This is a genomic window from Dactylosporangium sp. NPDC000244 (genome assembly GCF_040300725.1).
Classification (GTDB): domain Bacteria; phylum Actinomycetota; class Actinomycetes; order Mycobacteriales; family Micromonosporaceae; genus Dactylosporangium.
On the sequence record NZ_JBEPEH010000040.1, the window covers coordinates 1 to 14,452 of the forward strand.

General features: G+C 72.3%; 13 protein-coding genes. All 13 read left to right on the plus strand.

The window, feature by feature from the left end; all coding sequences use genetic code 11:
- Positions 1–254 precede the first annotated feature (254 nt).
- The 13 genes from thyX (at position 255) to ABT369_RS43705 (ending at position 14,450) form a co-directional block, all read left to right on the plus strand.
- A complete protein-coding gene (thyX, locus tag ABT369_RS43645) occupies positions 255–992 on the plus strand; it encodes an FAD-dependent thymidylate synthase (protein ID WP_350621951.1) in 738 nt (245 codons plus the stop codon).
- A 36-nt stretch (positions 993–1,028) separates the two neighbouring features.
- Positions 1,029–1,982 (plus strand): 4-hydroxy-tetrahydrodipicolinate synthase, encoded by a 954-nt coding sequence (gene dapA / locus ABT369_RS43650; RefSeq protein WP_350621953.1) that lies wholly within the window; start codon positions 1,029–1,031, stop codon positions 1,980–1,982.
- On the plus strand, positions 1,979–3,667 hold the full coding sequence (locus ABT369_RS43655) for a ribonuclease J (RefSeq protein ID WP_350621955.1): 1,689 nt from the start codon (positions 1,979–1,981) through the stop codon (positions 3,665–3,667). The genes dapA and ABT369_RS43655 overlap by 4 nt, the downstream gene beginning before the upstream one ends.
- A 1-nt stretch (position 3,668) precedes the next feature.
- Entirely contained in the window at positions 3,669–4,040 is a 372-nt protein-coding gene (locus ABT369_RS43660; protein WP_350621957.1) for a DUF2784 domain-containing protein, read from the plus strand.
- Positions 4,041–4,060: 20 nt separating this feature from the next.
- Positions 4,061–6,712: an FtsK/SpoIIIE family DNA translocase gene (locus tag ABT369_RS43665; RefSeq protein WP_350621959.1), complete on the plus strand. Its 2,652-nt coding sequence runs from the start codon at positions 4,061–4,063 to the stop codon at positions 6,710–6,712.
- Positions 6,713–6,874: 162 nt separating this feature from the next.
- Positions 6,875–7,795, plus strand: a complete 921-nt coding sequence (locus ABT369_RS43670) for an AEC family transporter (RefSeq protein ID WP_350621961.1) — start codon at positions 6,875–6,877, stop codon at positions 7,793–7,795.
- A gap of 169 nt (positions 7,796–7,964) precedes the next feature.
- A complete protein-coding gene (locus tag ABT369_RS43675) occupies positions 7,965–8,801 on the plus strand; it encodes a helix-turn-helix transcriptional regulator (RefSeq protein ID WP_350621963.1) in 837 nt (278 codons plus the stop codon).
- Between the two features lie 9 nt (positions 8,802–8,810).
- A complete protein-coding gene (locus ABT369_RS43680) occupies positions 8,811–9,254 on the plus strand; it encodes a DUF3291 domain-containing protein (protein WP_350621965.1) in 444 nt (147 codons plus the stop codon).
- A gap of 50 nt (positions 9,255–9,304) precedes the next feature.
- Positions 9,305–10,744 carry a 30S ribosomal protein S12 methylthiotransferase RimO gene (gene rimO / locus ABT369_RS43685; RefSeq protein ID WP_350621967.1) on the plus strand — a complete coding sequence of 480 codons (1,440 nt, stop codon included), beginning with the start codon at positions 9,305–9,307 and terminating at the stop codon, positions 10,742–10,744.
- A complete protein-coding gene (pgsA, locus tag ABT369_RS43690; RefSeq protein WP_350621969.1) occupies positions 10,741–11,385 on the plus strand; it encodes a CDP-diacylglycerol--glycerol-3-phosphate 3-phosphatidyltransferase in 645 nt (214 codons plus the stop codon). Before rimO ends, pgsA begins: the two co-directional genes overlap by 4 nt.
- A 14-nt stretch (positions 11,386–11,399) precedes the next feature.
- Entirely contained in the window at positions 11,400–11,897 is a 498-nt protein-coding gene (locus tag ABT369_RS43695; RefSeq protein ID WP_350621971.1) for a CinA family protein, read from the plus strand.
- A 95-nt stretch (positions 11,898–11,992) separates the two neighbouring features.
- Complete coding sequence (locus ABT369_RS43700) at positions 11,993–12,505, plus strand: helix-turn-helix domain-containing protein (RefSeq protein WP_350621973.1); 513 nt, start codon at positions 11,993–11,995, stop codon at positions 12,503–12,505.
- Positions 12,506–12,632: 127 nt separating this feature from the next.
- Positions 12,633–14,450, plus strand: a complete 1,818-nt coding sequence (locus ABT369_RS43705; RefSeq protein WP_350621975.1) for a vWA domain-containing protein — start codon at positions 12,633–12,635, stop codon at positions 14,448–14,450.
- The last annotated feature ends 2 nt before the right edge of the window (positions 14,451–14,452 follow it).

The following is a 14,452-nucleotide window of genomic DNA, read 5'->3' on the forward strand; positions in this document are numbered from 1 at the left end:
GCCGCTGGCCCAGGAGGCCGCCGCGCCCGCGCCGCCCGCGCCCGCGCCCGCGCGCCCGCTCCCGCGCGCCCGCGCCCCACCCCGCGCAGCCCCGCCCACGTGCGCCCCGCGCGCCCGAGCGCCTCCGCCCGCGCGCGGCCGTCCGCGGGGGTGCTGTGTCCGCGTCCGTGTGCGGCGGCGCGTGGGTGTGATCGACGACTCCGCGCTCGGCAGGGCTTGACAGCCGAAATCGTCAGGGCTAGTACGCTCTGCAAATGCTCTCCGTCAAAGCCATCGCCTGGACGCACTTCGAGCCGCCCTCCGAGGTGCCCTGGGAAACCGACGCCGAAGGCGGGGAGGCGCTCGCCGAGTTCGCCGGCCGCGCGTGCTACCAGTCGTGGAGCAAGCCGAACCCGGCAACCGCAACGAACGCCGGGTACCTCAAGCACATCCTCGAGGTCGGCCACCTGAGCGTGCTCGAGCACGGCACGGTGACGTTCTACATGACCGGCGTCTCGCGGTCGTTCACGCACGAGCTCGTGCGGCACCGGCACTTCTCCTACTCGCAGCTGTCCCAGCGGTACGTGCCCGGGCGCGAGCAGGTGATGGTCGAGCCGGCCGTGATCGCCGAGGACCCGGCGTTGCACAAGACGTTCGTCGAGGCGGGTGAGGCGGCGCTCAAGGCGTACAACGAGCTGCTCGAAGGGCTCGAGGCCAAGTTCGCCGACGTCGAGAACAAGACCTCGCGGCGCAAGCAGGCGCGGCAGGCGGCGCGGGCGGTGCTGCCGAACGCGGCCGAGACGCGGATCGTGGTGACCGGGAACTACCGGGCCTGGCGGCACTTCGTGACCATGCGCGCGAGCGAGGGCGCCGACGTGGAGATTCGCGAGGTGGCGGTCGCCTGCCTGCGGGAACTGCAGCGGGTCGCGCCCAGCGTGTTCGGGGATTTCACGATCAGCGAGCTCGCCGACGGCACCGAGGTGGCGGCGCCGCAGTACACCTGGGAATCTTGAGAAATGCTTCGCTTGGGCTTCCGCTAGGTTGTGCGTATGACACGCACCGGTTCCGTCCCCGGCCGGCCGTTCGGCCGGTTGCTCAGCGCGATGGTCACGCCGTTCGGGCCTGACGGTTCGCTCGACGTTGACGGCGCCGCTCGGCTCGCCGCCTACCTGGTCGACGAGCAGGAGCACGACGGCCTGGTGGTCAACGGTACGACCGGTGAGTCGGCCACCACGAGCGACGCGGAGAAGGACCGGGTGCTCCGCGCGGTCGTGGAGGCCGTCGGCGACCGGGCGCACGTGATCGCCGGCGTCGGCACCAACGACACCGCACACTCCGCCGAGCTCGCCCGGGCCGCCGAGAAGGCCGGCGCCGACGGGCTGCTCGTGGTGACGCCGTACTACAACAAGCCGCCGCAGGCCGGCCTCGTGCACCATTTCCGGGCGGTCGCCGACGCGGCGGATCTGCCGGTCATGCTGTACGACATCCCCGGTCGCTCCGGTGTGGCGATCGAGACCGAGACGATGTGCAAGCTCGCCGAGCACGAGCGCATCGTCGCGGTGAAGGACGCCAAGGGCGACCTCGGCGAGACCGCCTGGGTGATCAAGCGGACCGGCCTGGCGTACTACTCCGGCGAGGACAAGCTCACCCTGCCGCTGCTCTCGGTCGGCGCGGTCGGCGTGGTGGGCGTCCCCACGCACGTCTTCGGGCCGCAGACCAAGGCCATGATCACGGCGTACGAGGCGGGCGACGTCGCGCGGGCGCGGGAGCTGCACCTGCAGCTGCTGCCGGCGTTCTGCGGATTCTTCCGCACCCAGGGTGTCATCCTGACCAAGGCGGCCCTGACGCTGCTCGGCCTGCCCGCCGGACCGGTCCGCCCGCCTCTCATAGGCGCGAATGCGGCGGAACTCGGCCGTTTGCGGGAAGATTGCGCGGAGGCGGGCCGCACCATCGGCTCGGCCGACCAGATGGCGCACCACAACGACCTCGGAGTGGCCTTATGACGGTGGCGCACGTCGAGCTCGATCCGCCACCCCCTCCGGGGCCCGGCACGCTGCGGGTGACCCCGCTGGGCGGGCTTGGCGCGATCGGCCGCAACATGACGCTGCTGGAGTTCGAAGGCAAGTTGCTTGTCATCGACTGCGGCGTGCTGTTTCCCGATGTGGAGCAGCCCGGCGTCGATCTCATCCTGCCCGACTTCTCCTCGATCCTCGACCGCCTGGACCAGGTTCAGGCGATCGTGCTCACGCACGGGCACGAGGACCACATCGGCGCGGTGCCGTACCTGCTCGCCCACAAGCCCGACATCCCGCTCGTCGGCTCGAAGTTCACGCTCGCCCTGGTCGAGGCCAAGCTGGCCGAGCGGCGCATCGAGCCCTACTCGCTGACCGTCCGCGAGGGGCAGGTCGAGCGCCTGGGGCCGTTCGAGTGCGAGTTCTTCGCGGTCAACCACTCGATCCCGGACGCGCTCGCGGTCGCCGTGACCACCGGCGCCGGCACCGTGCTGCACACCGGCGACTTCAAGATGGACCAGCTGCCCCTCGACGGGCGGATCACCGACCTGGCCGGGTTCGCGCGGCTCGGCGCCGAGGGCGTCGACCTGCTGCTGTCGGACTCGACCAACGCCGAGATCCCCGGGTTCGTGAACCCGGAGCGCGAGATCGGCCCGGTGCTGGAGCGGATCTTCGGCCGCGCGACCGGGCGCATCATCGTCGCCTCGTTCGCCTCCCACGTGCACCGGGTGCAGCAGGTCTTCGACGCCGCGCACGCGCACGGGCGCAAGGTGGCCCTCATCGGCCGCTCGATGGTGCGCAACATGGGCATCGCCCGCGACCTGGGCCTGCTGCGCATCCCGCACGGGCTGGTCGTCGCGATCGACGAGGCGATGAGCCTGCCGCCCGATCGGGTGGTGCTCATGTCGACCGGGTCGCAGGGCGAGCCGATGAGCGCGCTGGGCCGCATGGCCAACGGCGACCACCGGCACATCGTCATCGGCGAGGGCGACACCGTGGTGCTCGCGTCGTCGCTGGTCCCCGGGAACGAGACCGCGGTGTACCGCGTGATCAACCAGCTCTCGCGAGCCGGCGCGATCGTGGTGCACAAGGACGTCGCCAAGGTGCACGTCTCCGGGCACGCGCCCGCGGGCGAGCTGCTGTACCTGCTCAACGTCGTGAAGCCGCGCAACTTCATGCCGGTGCACGGCGAGTGGCGGCACCTGCGGGCGCACGCACAGCTGGCCCGGGAGGCCGGCGTGCCCGCCGAGCGCGTCGTGCTCTGCGAGGACGGCGACGTGGTCGACCTCGTCGACGGCGAGGCGCGCCTCGTGGGCCACATCCGTTCGCGGTACGTCTACGTCGACGGCCTCGCCATCGGCGACGTGGGGGAGTCGCTGCTGACCGAGCGGCGTATCCTGGGCGACGGCGGGTTCATCGCGGCCACGGTCGTGATCGACTCCGTCACCGGCAAGGTGGTGGCCGGTCCGACGGTCTCGGCGAAGGGATTCTCCGACGACCCGGCGGTCTTCAACGCCGTGCTGCCGCTGGTCACCGAGGCCCTCAACAGGGCGGCGACCGACGGCATCACCGACCCGCACCAGCTGCAGCAGATCGTGCGGCGCACGGTCGGCCGCTGGGTCAACGAGGCGTACCGGCGCCGCCCGATGATCGTGCCGACGGTGGTCGAGGTCTGAGATGTACGCGGCGCTGGCGACGACGGTCCTGGTGCTGCACTTCTGCTTCCTCGCCTACGTGGTGCTCGGCGGGTTCCTCGTCTGGCGGTGGCCCAGGGCCTTCTGGCCCCATCTGGCCGCCGCCGCCTGGGGACTCGCCGTCGTGTCGATCCCGCTGACCTGCCCGCTCACCGTCGCCGAGCACTGGGCTCGCCGCAAGGCCGGGCAGGCGGTCGGGGACAAGGGCTTCATCGACACGTACATCGAGAATGTCCTCTACCCCGAGCGGTACACGCACCTGCTGCAGGTCCTGGTCGGCGTCATCGTGGTCTTCTCCTACGCGGTCGCCCTCGCGAAGCTTCGTCACCGGCGTGCCGAGAGAAGATTGTCGTAGCCGCCCGATACGGTGTGTCCATGGCGGGCCGCACCTCCCAGGCCGGCCGCGGCGGAGGCACGTCCAACGCGCGCGGCGGTTCGAACACGCGTGCTACCCCCCAGAAGCGCGCGGCGACGCCCCGTGCCCGGGCCACGCCCGCGGCCAAGGCGACCCCCGCGAAGGCGACCCGCGGCCGGGCGACCCCGCGGGCGAACACCCGCGTCGCGACACCCGTGCGCCGGCGCCGGACCGGGGCCATGGTCGCCACGCCGCTGGGCCTGTTCGGCCGGGGCATGATCGCGGTCTGGATGGGGCTCGCGCACAGCGTCGGCTGGGGCGCCCGCGCGATCGGGCGGCAGGCGGCGACCGCCCGCGACCTCGATCCCGAGCACCGCCGCGACGGCGCCGGGCTGGGCGTGATCGGGCTCGCGGTGCTGCTCACGGCGGCCCTGTGGTTCCAGGCGGCCGGGCCGGTGGGCCGATGGCTCGCCGACATCTGCCACACGTTCATCGGGGGTGCTTCAGCGGTACTGCCGGTGCTCCTCGTCATCGGCGGCATCCGGATCATGCGCTCGACCGGGGACCCCGACGAGCGCCGCGGACGCGGACTGATCGGCTGGGGTGCCCTCTTCATCGGCGGCACCGGGCTGATGCACCTGGCCGCGGGCAGCCCCACGCTCCCGGCACGGATGGACCGGGCCGGCGGTCTGCTCGGCCGCGGCGGGGGCGGGCTGCTGCAGATGGCGGTCACGTCCTGGGTGGCGGTACCCCTCCTGCTGCTGCTCTCCGCGTTCGGCCTGCTGGTCGTGACGTCCACGCCGATCAGCCGCATCCCCCAGCGCTGGCGCCAGCTGCGCGACCTCGCGCTCGGCCGGGTCGAGGACCCGACGCTCATCGACGACGAGGAGGAGTTCGAGGAGCTCTACGACGAGCCCGAGGAGCGGCCCGCCCGCCGGGCTCCGGCCCGCCGCCGCCAGGCCGCCCGCGCCGACGGCGAGCCCGAGCCGCTGCCGCACCCGCTCGGCCTCGACCCCGACGAGTTCGACGCGGCCGCGCCCGACCTCGACCCCGAGCTCGTCCACGACACCGTGGTGCTGCAGCGGATGCCCGCCGCGGGGCGCAAGAAGAAGGAGAAGGCTCAGGCGCCCGAGAAGGAGCCGCCGGAGCACTCGCCGATGCCGACGCGGGCCGAGCAGCTCGCGCTCACCGACGCCGACTACAAGCTGCCGCCCCCGGACCTGCTCGGCACCGGCGACGCCCCTCGCGGGCGCACCCGGGCCAACGACGAGGTCATGAACGCGCTGCAGGGCGTGTTCGAGCAGTTCGGCGTGGACGCGCTGGTCACCGGCTTCACCCGGGGCCCGACGGTCACCCGCTACGAGGTCGAGATCGGCCATGGCGTCAAGGTCGAGCGGATCACGGCGCTGTCGAAGAACATCGCCTACGCGGTGAAGTCGGCCGACGTGCGCATCCAGAGCCCGATCCCGGGCAAGAGCGCGGTCGGCGTCGAGATCCCCAACCCCGACCGCGAGAACGTGGCGCTCGGCGACGTGCTGCGCTCCCGGGCCGCGACCGGCGACCACCACCCGCTGATCGTCGCGCTCGGCAAGGACATCGAGGGCGGCTACGTCGTGGCCAACCTGGCCAAGATGCCGCACATCCTCATCGCCGGCGCGACCGGCGCGGGCAAGTCCAGCTGCCTCAACAGCCTGCTCGTGTCGCTGCTGACGCGGTCGACGCCGGAGGAGGTGCGGCTGCTGCTCGTGGACCCGAAGCGGGTGGAGCTCACCAGCTACGAGGGCATCCCGCACCTGGTCACGCCGATCGTGACGAACCCGAAGAAGGCGGCCGACGCCCTCGACTGGGTCGTCGGCGAGATGGACATGCGCTACGACGACCTCGCCGCGGCCGGGGTCCGGCACATCGACGACTACAACCGCAAGGTGCGGGCGGGACAGATCACCGCGCCGCCGGGCAGCGAGCGGGAGATCCGGCCGTACCCGTACCTCCTCGTCGTCGTCGACGAGCTCGCCGACCTCATGATGGTCGCCCCGCGCGACGTCGAGGACTCGGTGGTGCGCATCACCCAGCTGGCCCGCGCGGCCGGCATCCACCTGGTGCTCGCCACCCAGCGGCCCAGCGTCGACGTCGTCACCGGCCTGATCAAGGCCAACGTGCCGTCGCGCCTCGCCTTCGCCACGTCGTCGCTGGCCGACTCGCGGGTCATCCTCGACCAGCCCGGCGCCGAGAAGCTGATCGGCCGCGGCGACGCGCTGTTCCTGCCGATGGGCGCGTCGAAGCCGATCCGCATCCAGGGTGCCTGGGTCTCCGAGACCGAGATCAGCGACGTCGTGAAGTTCTGCAAGGACCAGCGCGAGCCGGAGTTCCGGCCCGACGTGACGACCAAGCGGGACGAGGGCAAGAAGAAGATCGACGAGGAGATCGGCGACGACCTCGAGCTGCTCATCCAGGCCATCGAGCTCGTGGTGACGAGCCAGTTCGGCTCGACGAGCATGCTGCAGCGCAAGCTGCGGGTCGGGTTCGCCAAGGCGGGCCGCCTCATGGACCTCATGGAGACCCGCGGCATCGTGGGCCCGTCGGAGGGCTCGAAGGCCCGCGACGTGCTCATCAAGCCGGACTCGCTCGGCGAGGTGCTGGGCGCGCTGCAGGCCTCCGAAGACGACGACTGACGGCGGCGGCGGCGGCCCGGACCGGTCCGCCTGGTGATTGCCCGCGCCCGCTGCGCCTGGCCCGCCCGGTTCGGGGCTGTTCACGCGCGGTGGCCCGTGGGGTGACGGTCGGCGCTGGCCTAGGGTGACTCGGGTGAGGCTTGGGCGGGGGAGCGCGTAGGAGTGCTGGCCGCGTTCGTGCCGATCTGGGCGCTCACCGCCGTCGGGTTCATCGCCGGGCGCAGCGGGGTGCTCGGGGCGCCCGCCGTTGATGTGCTCGGGCGGTTCGTGTTCTACGTGGCGATGCCGGCCGCGCTGCTCAACACGCTCACCCGGCAGCCGATCGGGGGACCCGCGGGGCGCGCGGTCGCGGCGTTCTCGATCGCCACGCTGGTCATCGGGGCGGTCGGCTTCTGCGCGGCGCGGTGGCTGTTCCGGCGGCCGCTGGCCGAGCAGACGATCGCGGGGATGGCCTGCGCGTACGTGAATGCGGGCAACCTCGGCATCCCCGTCATGATGCAGGTGGTGGGCGATGCGAGCTTCATCGCCGTGGTACTGCTGATCCAGACCAGCATCCTCACACCGGTGATTCTCGGCACGCTCGACATCGCACAGAGCGAGCACGCCACCGGGCGCTGGCGGCGGCTCCTGACGGTGCCGTTGCGCAGTCCGGTGATGCTCGCGTGCCTGGCCGGCGTGGTGCTCGGCGCCGCGCACGTGCACCTGCCGCGTCTCGTGGGCGACGCGGTCGCGCTCCTGGGCAACGCCGCGGTGCCCTCGGCCCTCGTCGCGCTCGGGCTCTCGCTCGTGCCGCGGGGAGGCGGCGACGGGGAGGCGCGCCGGCCCGCGGAGGTGACACTGGCGGTACTGCTGAAATCGCTTGTGCAGCCCCTGCTGTGCTTCCTGCTCGCGCGCGTCGTGTTCGGGCTCACCGGGGAGGCGCTGCTCGCCGTCGTGCTGTGTTCGGCGCTGCCGACGGCACAGAACACGTTCGTCTTCGCGCGCGCGTACGGCGTGGACGGCACCTTCTCGCGCGACGTCATCGTGGCGTCGACGGGGCTGTCGATGGCGACGCTCACGGTGGCCGCGACGTTGCTGCAGTGACGCGACTTGGCCGCGTGGCGCGGTCGCGACGTGGGCCGCGCGACGTGGGCCGCGGCGTGGTCGTGCGGCGCGGTCGCGTGAGCGGCGGCGTGGCGTGAGGGCGTGACGTGGCGGTGGTGCTTCTAGGCGGCGGCGCGGGGCGGGCGGTGCTGCTGCGATAGTTGAACGCGTGCCTGACGAGGAGATCGACGCGCTGGCGGCGTTGGCCGACCCGCGGCGGCGGGCGGTGTACGAGCATGTCGCGGCGGCCGGGGACACGGTCAGCCGGGATCAGGTTGCCGAGGCGCTCGGGATCGGGCGCACGCTCGCCGCCCATCATCTCGACAAGCTCGCCGAGGCGGGGCTGCTCGATGTGGCGTTCGCGCGGCTCGGCGGGCGTAGCGGGCCCGGGGCCGGGCGGCCCTCCAAGTTGTACCGGCGCTCCGCGGCCGAGCATTCGGTGAGTCTCCCGCCGCGGGGGTATCGCGTGCTGGCCGAGGTCTTCGCCGAGGCGGTCTCCGAGGCGGGGGTCGAGCCGGCCCTGTACGCGGCGGCGGAGCGTACCGGGGCCCGGCTCAAGGGGCAGGACCCCGAGGCGACGCTGCGGGGGCTCGGATACGAGCCGTACGCCGAGGGCGACGTGTGGCGGTTGCGCAACTGCCCCTTCGACGCGGTCGCGCGCACGCATCCGGGCGTCGTGTGCGGGGCCAACCTGGCGCTGCTGCGGGGCGCGCTCGGAAGCGGCGCGCGTATCGACCCCCGGCCGGACGGGTGCTGCGTCGTCGTGGACCGGTTCGTCGCGGGCGCGGGCGCGCGGGACGATGCGCAAGGCGACCAGGACAGCGCGGGCGCGCTGAACGCTCCGCAGGCGCAGGGTGACCAGCTCGGTGCGGGTGCGCGGGACGACGCGCAAGGCGACCGGCTCCGCGCGGAGGCGCAGGACGGCGTGCAGAACGAACCGTCCGGCGCGGGCTGGGTACACGATCGGCATGCGGCCGGTACTAAAAACAATGAAAGTTTGTCTTAGACTGCCGCCATGACCGATCACCTGGCTCAGCTCAACGTCGGCGTGCCCGTCGGGCCGCGCGACGATCCCCGCATGGCGGGCTTTTACGCTGATATCGACCGGATCAACGCGGTCGCGGACGAGTACCCGGGCTTCGTGTGGCGGCTCGTGGACGACGGCGGTGCCGATGCCACCTCGCTGCGGCCGTTCGGCGGGGACCTCATGGTGAACATGTCGGTCTGGGCGTCGCTGGAGGATTTGCGGCAGTACACCTTCCGTAGTGGTCACCTCGACGTTCTGCGACGACGACGGGAGTGGTTTGTGCCGCTCGGGGAGGCTCACGCGGTGCTCTGGTGGGTCCCGTCCGGCCACCGGCCGAGCCTCACGGAGGCCCGCGACCGGCTTGAGCTGCTCCGGCGGTCCGGGCCGACGCCGGAGGCCTTCACGTTCCGAGACGTATTCCCGGCTCCCTGAGGCCGGATCCGCTCCGCAAATTGTCAGTCCCGGTCGGTACCCTCGACAGCATGTCCACCAACGCTGACCGCCGCGTAGCCCTGCTCACCCTGGGCTGTGCCCGCAATGAGGTGGACTCCGAGGAGCTCGCCGCCCGGCTGGCCGAGGGCGGCTGGTCGGTGACCACCGACGGGACCGACGCCGATGTGGTGCTCGTGAATACCTGCGGCTTCGTGGCCAAGGCCAAGCAGGACTCGATCGACACCCTGCTGGCCGCGGCCGACACCGGGGCCAAGGTCGTCGCGACCGGGTGTCTCGCCGAGCGCTACGGGGAGCAGCTGGCGGGGGAGCTGCCCGAGGCCGACGCGGTGCTGGGCTTCGACCACTACCCGGACATGGCCGCTCGCCTGGACTCGATCCTGGCGGGCGAGTCCATCCCGTCACACGCCCCGCGCGACCGGCGCACGCTGCTGCCGCTGACGCCGGTCGCGCGCCGGGAGGCGACGGTCGTCACGCCCGGGCACCTGCCGGCCCACCTGCGCGGGGTGATGCGGCACCGGCTCGATCACGGGCCCGTCGCGCCGCTGAAGCTGGCCAGTGGGTGTGACCGGCGGTGCGCGTTCTGCGCGATCCCGGCCTTCCGCGGGGCGTTCGTCTCCCGCACGCCGGAGGAGATCCTGGCCGAGGCCGAGTGGCTCGGCGCCAACGGGGTGCGCGAGCTGGTCCTGGTGAGCGAGAACTCGACCTCCTACGGCAAGGACCTCGGCGACCCGCGGCTGCTGGAGAAGCTCCTGCCCCAGCTCGCCAGGACGGCCGGCATCGTGCGGGTGCGCGTGTCCTACCTGCAGCCGGCCGAGACGCGGCCCGGGCTGATCGAGGCGATCGCCACCACTCCGGGCGTCGCCCCGTATTTCGACCTGTCGTTCCAGCACTCCAGCGAGCCCGTCCTGCGCCGCATGCGCCGCTTCGGCTCGACCGAGCGCTTCCTGGACCTGCTCGCGACCGTGCGCAAGCTCGACCCGGAGGCGGGCGCGCGCAGCAACGTGATCGTCGGGTTCCCGGGGGAGACCCGCGAGGACGTCGACGAGCTCGCGCGCTTCCTCACCGAGGCCCGGCTGGACGCGATCGGCGTGTTCGACTACAGCGACGAGGACGGCACCGAGGCGGCCGGGCTGCCGGACAAGGTCTCGGCGGCGACGGTCAAGAAGCGGTACGACTGGATGAGCGCCCTCGCCGAGGAGCTCTGCGCCCAGCGCGCCGGCGACCGGGTCGGGTCGATGGTCGACGTGCTCGTCGACACGGTCGAGCGCCACCCCGACGGCGTGGACGTCGAGGGCCGTGGCGCCCACCAGGCCCCCGAGGTCGACGGCTCCACGACCCTCGTGGCGGGCGGCAACCTCGACCCGGCGTCGCTGCGCCCGGGCGACCTCGTGCGGGCCAAGGTCACGGAGAGTATCGGCGTCGACCTCGTCGCGACCCCGACTGAGCTGATCAGCCCGGCGGCGACATGACCCAGGTCAAGCCCGTGCCGCTGCTCAACGCGGCCAACGTCCTCACGGTCGTGCGCATGGTGCTCGTGCCGGTCTTCGTGCTGTGCGTCGTGGCCAGCCGGATGACCCACGACGTCTGGCAGCTCGCCGCGGGCCTGACCTTCATCGTGGCCTCCGCCACCGACTACGTCGACGGCTGGATCGCCCGCACCCACAACCTCGTCACCTCCTTCGGCAAGGTCGCCGACCCGATCGCGGACAAGGCCCTGACCGGCGCCGCCCTGGTGCTGCTGTCCGCCTACAACCAGCTGCCCTGGTGGGTGACGGTGGTCATCCTGGTCCGCGAGTGGGGCGTCACCGCGCTGCGCTTCTGGGTCATCCGGCACGGGGTCATGCCCGCGAGCCGGGGTGGCAAGGCGAAGACGGCCCTGCAGATCCTGGCCATCGGGTGGTATCTCACGCCGCTGCCGCACGGCCTGGCGCAGATCGGCCCGTGGCTGATGGCCGCGGCGGTCGTGGTGACGGTGGTCACCGGCGCCGACTATGTGATGCGGGCGATCCGGATCCGGCGCGAGTCGCTGGCCCGGGGCGGGGGCGCGGTGCTGCCCGGCCCGGGCGCGGCGCCGGCGGTGGCCCCACAGGCGGACGAGCCGGTCGCCTAGAGAGAGGGGCTCGGGTGTCAACGGATCGGACGGGCGCGATTCTGGCGGCCCTCAAGGAGCGTGGCGAGACCCTCGCCGTGGCCGAGTCGCTGACCGGCGGGCTGCTCGCGGCGGCCTTCGTCGAGGTGCCGGGGGCGAGCCGGGTGTTCCGGGGCGGGATCGTGGCGTACGCGACGGAGCTGAAGGCCAGGCTCCTCGGGGTGCCGCCGCCGCTGCTGTCCTCGCACGGGCCTGTCGACCCCTCGGTGGCCGCGGCGCTCGCGGCCGGCGCCCGGGAGCGGTGCGGCGCGGACTGGGCGGCCGCCACGACCGGGGTCGCCGGACCGGACCCGCAGGGTGGCCAGCCGGTCGGGCGGGTCTACGTCGCCGTCGTCGGGCCGCCCCCCGGGCCGGGCGAGCCGGACCGTGTCGAGGTGCGGGAATTCACCCTTGAGGGGGACCGGGCCGCGGTGCGGGGCGGCGCGGTCGAGGCCGCCGTCGGGTTGCTGGCCGAGACCCTCGCTGTCTCATAACGGCGGGGCAGGGTGTCGATCGGCGTCTCACCAGGTACCGTGACGAGTACCAGTTTCTTCGCGGTCTTGCCAGCTGCGTCAGAGGGGGTGCCACCGTGCTGCTTCGTCGGGTGATCGGTGACGCGCTGCGAGCGCGACGGCAGGCCCAGCACCGGACCCTCCGTGAGGTGTCCACCGCGGCCAACGTGAGCCTCGGCTACCTCTCGGAGATCGAGCGCGGCCAGAAGGAGGCGTCCAGCGAGCTGCTGGCCGCCATCTGCGAGGCCTTGGGCGCCGCGCTGTCCGAGGTGCTGCGGGATGTGAGCGACACCCTGGCCCTGGCCGAGGATCTGCCGCCGGTGCTCGTGCCGGTCGGTGCCCCCGAGCCGGTGCCGGATTCCACGTCGGGCGCCAACCAGGTGCCGGCGGGTCAGCCCGAGCCGGTGCCCGCAGCCGCTGCGGCCGGCGATGCGCCCCAGTCTCGGCTCGTGCGCGGCGCGCCCAAGGCGAAGATCGCCGCGGACGCCAAGCTGTCTGTGGCCGTACGTCATGATGGGCCGTTGCGGACCACGCTGCGTGCGACGCGGGGCCCGGTGGACCGCGAGCGCGACGTCGTCTACGCCGCCTGAGCGCGCCGGGATCGGCGTCGGTCGCGGCGTCTGAGCGTGACGAGGCTGGCGCTGCCCGCGCGTCTGAGCGCGCCGGGGTCCGGCGGGGATTGATCGGGATTCGACGCGACCTGCCACACTTGGGGCCGTGAGCTACCCGAACCGGCGGCGTAACCCGCTCCCGATCATCCTCGCCGCCGTGATCGGCGTGTTCGCGATCTGCGGCGTGTACCTCTTCCTCGCCAACCGCGGCGACGACAAGGGCGGCGACAACAAGGCCGACAACCCCCGTCGCGAGGGCTGCATCGCGCTGAACATCACCGCGTCCAGCGAGAAGGCCGCGCTGATGACGGAGTTCGCGAAGAGCTACATCAAGTCCGACCGGCGCTTCGACGGCAAGTGCGCCGACCCCACGGTGCAGACCAAGGCCTCCGGCGCGGCGCTCGACGCGCTCGCGGCCGGCTGGGACACCAAGAAGGACGGCGCGCAGCCGGCGGTCTGGACCCCCGCGTCGGCGTCGTGGGTCGCGTTGCTCAAGCAGCGCCTGGCCAGCGGCGACAAGGGCGGCCTGGTCCCGGACGGCAAGCTGCCCATGATCGCGCAGTCGCCGTTGGTACTGGCCATGCCCAAGCCGATGGCCGAAGCGCTCGGGTGGCCGGACAAGCAGATCGGCTGGGGCGACGTCTTCGGGCTGATCAACGACCCGAACGGCTGGGGCTCCAAGGGCCACCCCGAGTGGGGCAAGTTCCGGCTCGGCAAGACCAACCCGCACTTCTCCACGTCGGGGCTCAACGCCACGGTCGGCGCGTACTTCGCCGCCACCGGGCGCTCGACCGACCTCACCGACAAGGATCTCGCCGACCCGAAGGTGCTGCAGTACGTCAAGTCGGTGGAGTCCAGCGTCGTGCACTACGGCGACACCACCCTGACGTTCCTGTCCAACCAGCTCGCCGCGGACCAGGGCGGGCGCGGGCTCAACTACGTCAGCGCGGTCGCGGTCGAGGAGAAGTCGGTCTACGACTACAACACCGGCAACCCGACCGGCGACCCGGCGCTGGCCGGCAAGGGGACCAAGCCGCGGGTGCCGCTCGTCGCGATCTACCCCAAGGAAGGCACGCTGGTCAGCGACCACCCGTACGTGGTGCTGAGCAACGCCAGCGACGAGCAGAAGGCCGCGGCCGCCGACTTCCTCGCCTACGTGCGCGACGCGGGCCAGCAGAAGCGCTTCACCGACCTGGCCTTCCGCACCTTCGAGGGCAAGGCCGGCTCGGCGGTCACGCGCGAGAACGGCCTGCTGCCGGACGCGAAGTACACGGTGATCGACCCACCGTCGCCGCAGGTGCTCGAGAAGGCGCTGACCACGTGGGACGCGCAGCGCAAGCGGGCCAAGGTGCTGCTGGTCCTCGACGTGTCCGGCTCGATGAACAACGACGCCGGCAACGGCCAGACCCGCATGGAGCTGGCCAAGCAGGCGGCGCTGCAGTCGCTGGCGCTGCTCGCGCCGGACGACGAGGTCGGGCTGTGGACGTTCTCGACCGAGGTGGCCGGGGCCAGCACGCCGTACACCGAGCAGGTGCCGGTCGCCGCGCTGTCGGGCAACAAGGCGAAGCTGGAGCAGGTGATAAGGGGTATCAGCGCCGAGGGCGGGACGGCCCTGTACGCCACCACGCGGGCCGCGCAGCGCAAGATGGTCGAGCTGTCCGACCCGAGCCGGATCAACGCGGTCGTGGTGCTCACGGACGGCAAGAACGAGTACCCGAAGGACAGCGACCTCGACGCGCTCGTGCGCGACGTGGACACGTCGGACAAGGAGATCCCGGTCCGCGTGTTCACCATCGCCTACGGCGGGCAGGCCGACCTCGGCACGCTGCAGAAGATCTCCTCGGCCTCGCGCGCGGCGGCGTACGACGCGAGCGACCCGACGACGATCAACAACGTGCTCGTCAACGTCCTCAGCAACTTCTGATC

Bases quoted from the DNA above. Each gene is read 5' to 3' on its own strand.
- dapA (WP_350621953.1), top strand. From the start codon at position 1,029: ATGACACGCACCGGTTCCGTCCCCGGCCGGCCGTTCGGCCGGTTGCTC.
- thyX (WP_350621951.1), top strand. From the start codon at position 255: ATGCTCTCCGTCAAAGCCATCGCCTGGACGCACTTCGAGCCGCCCTCC.
- pgsA (WP_350621969.1), top strand. From the start codon at position 10,741: ATGACCCAGGTCAAGCCCGTGCCGCTGCTCAACGCGGCCAACGTCCTC.
- ABT369_RS43680 (WP_350621965.1), top strand. From the start codon at position 8,811: ATGACCGATCACCTGGCTCAGCTCAACGTCGGCGTGCCCGTCGGGCCG.
- ABT369_RS43665 (WP_350621959.1), top strand. From the start codon at position 4,061: ATGGCGGGCCGCACCTCCCAGGCCGGCCGCGGCGGAGGCACGTCCAAC.
- rimO (WP_350621967.1), top strand. From the start codon at position 9,305: ATGTCCACCAACGCTGACCGCCGCGTAGCCCTGCTCACCCTGGGCTGT.
- ABT369_RS43660 (WP_350621957.1), top strand. From the start codon at position 3,669: ATGTACGCGGCGCTGGCGACGACGGTCCTGGTGCTGCACTTCTGCTTC.
- ABT369_RS43655 (WP_350621955.1), top strand. From the start codon at position 1,979: ATGACGGTGGCGCACGTCGAGCTCGATCCGCCACCCCCTCCGGGGCCC.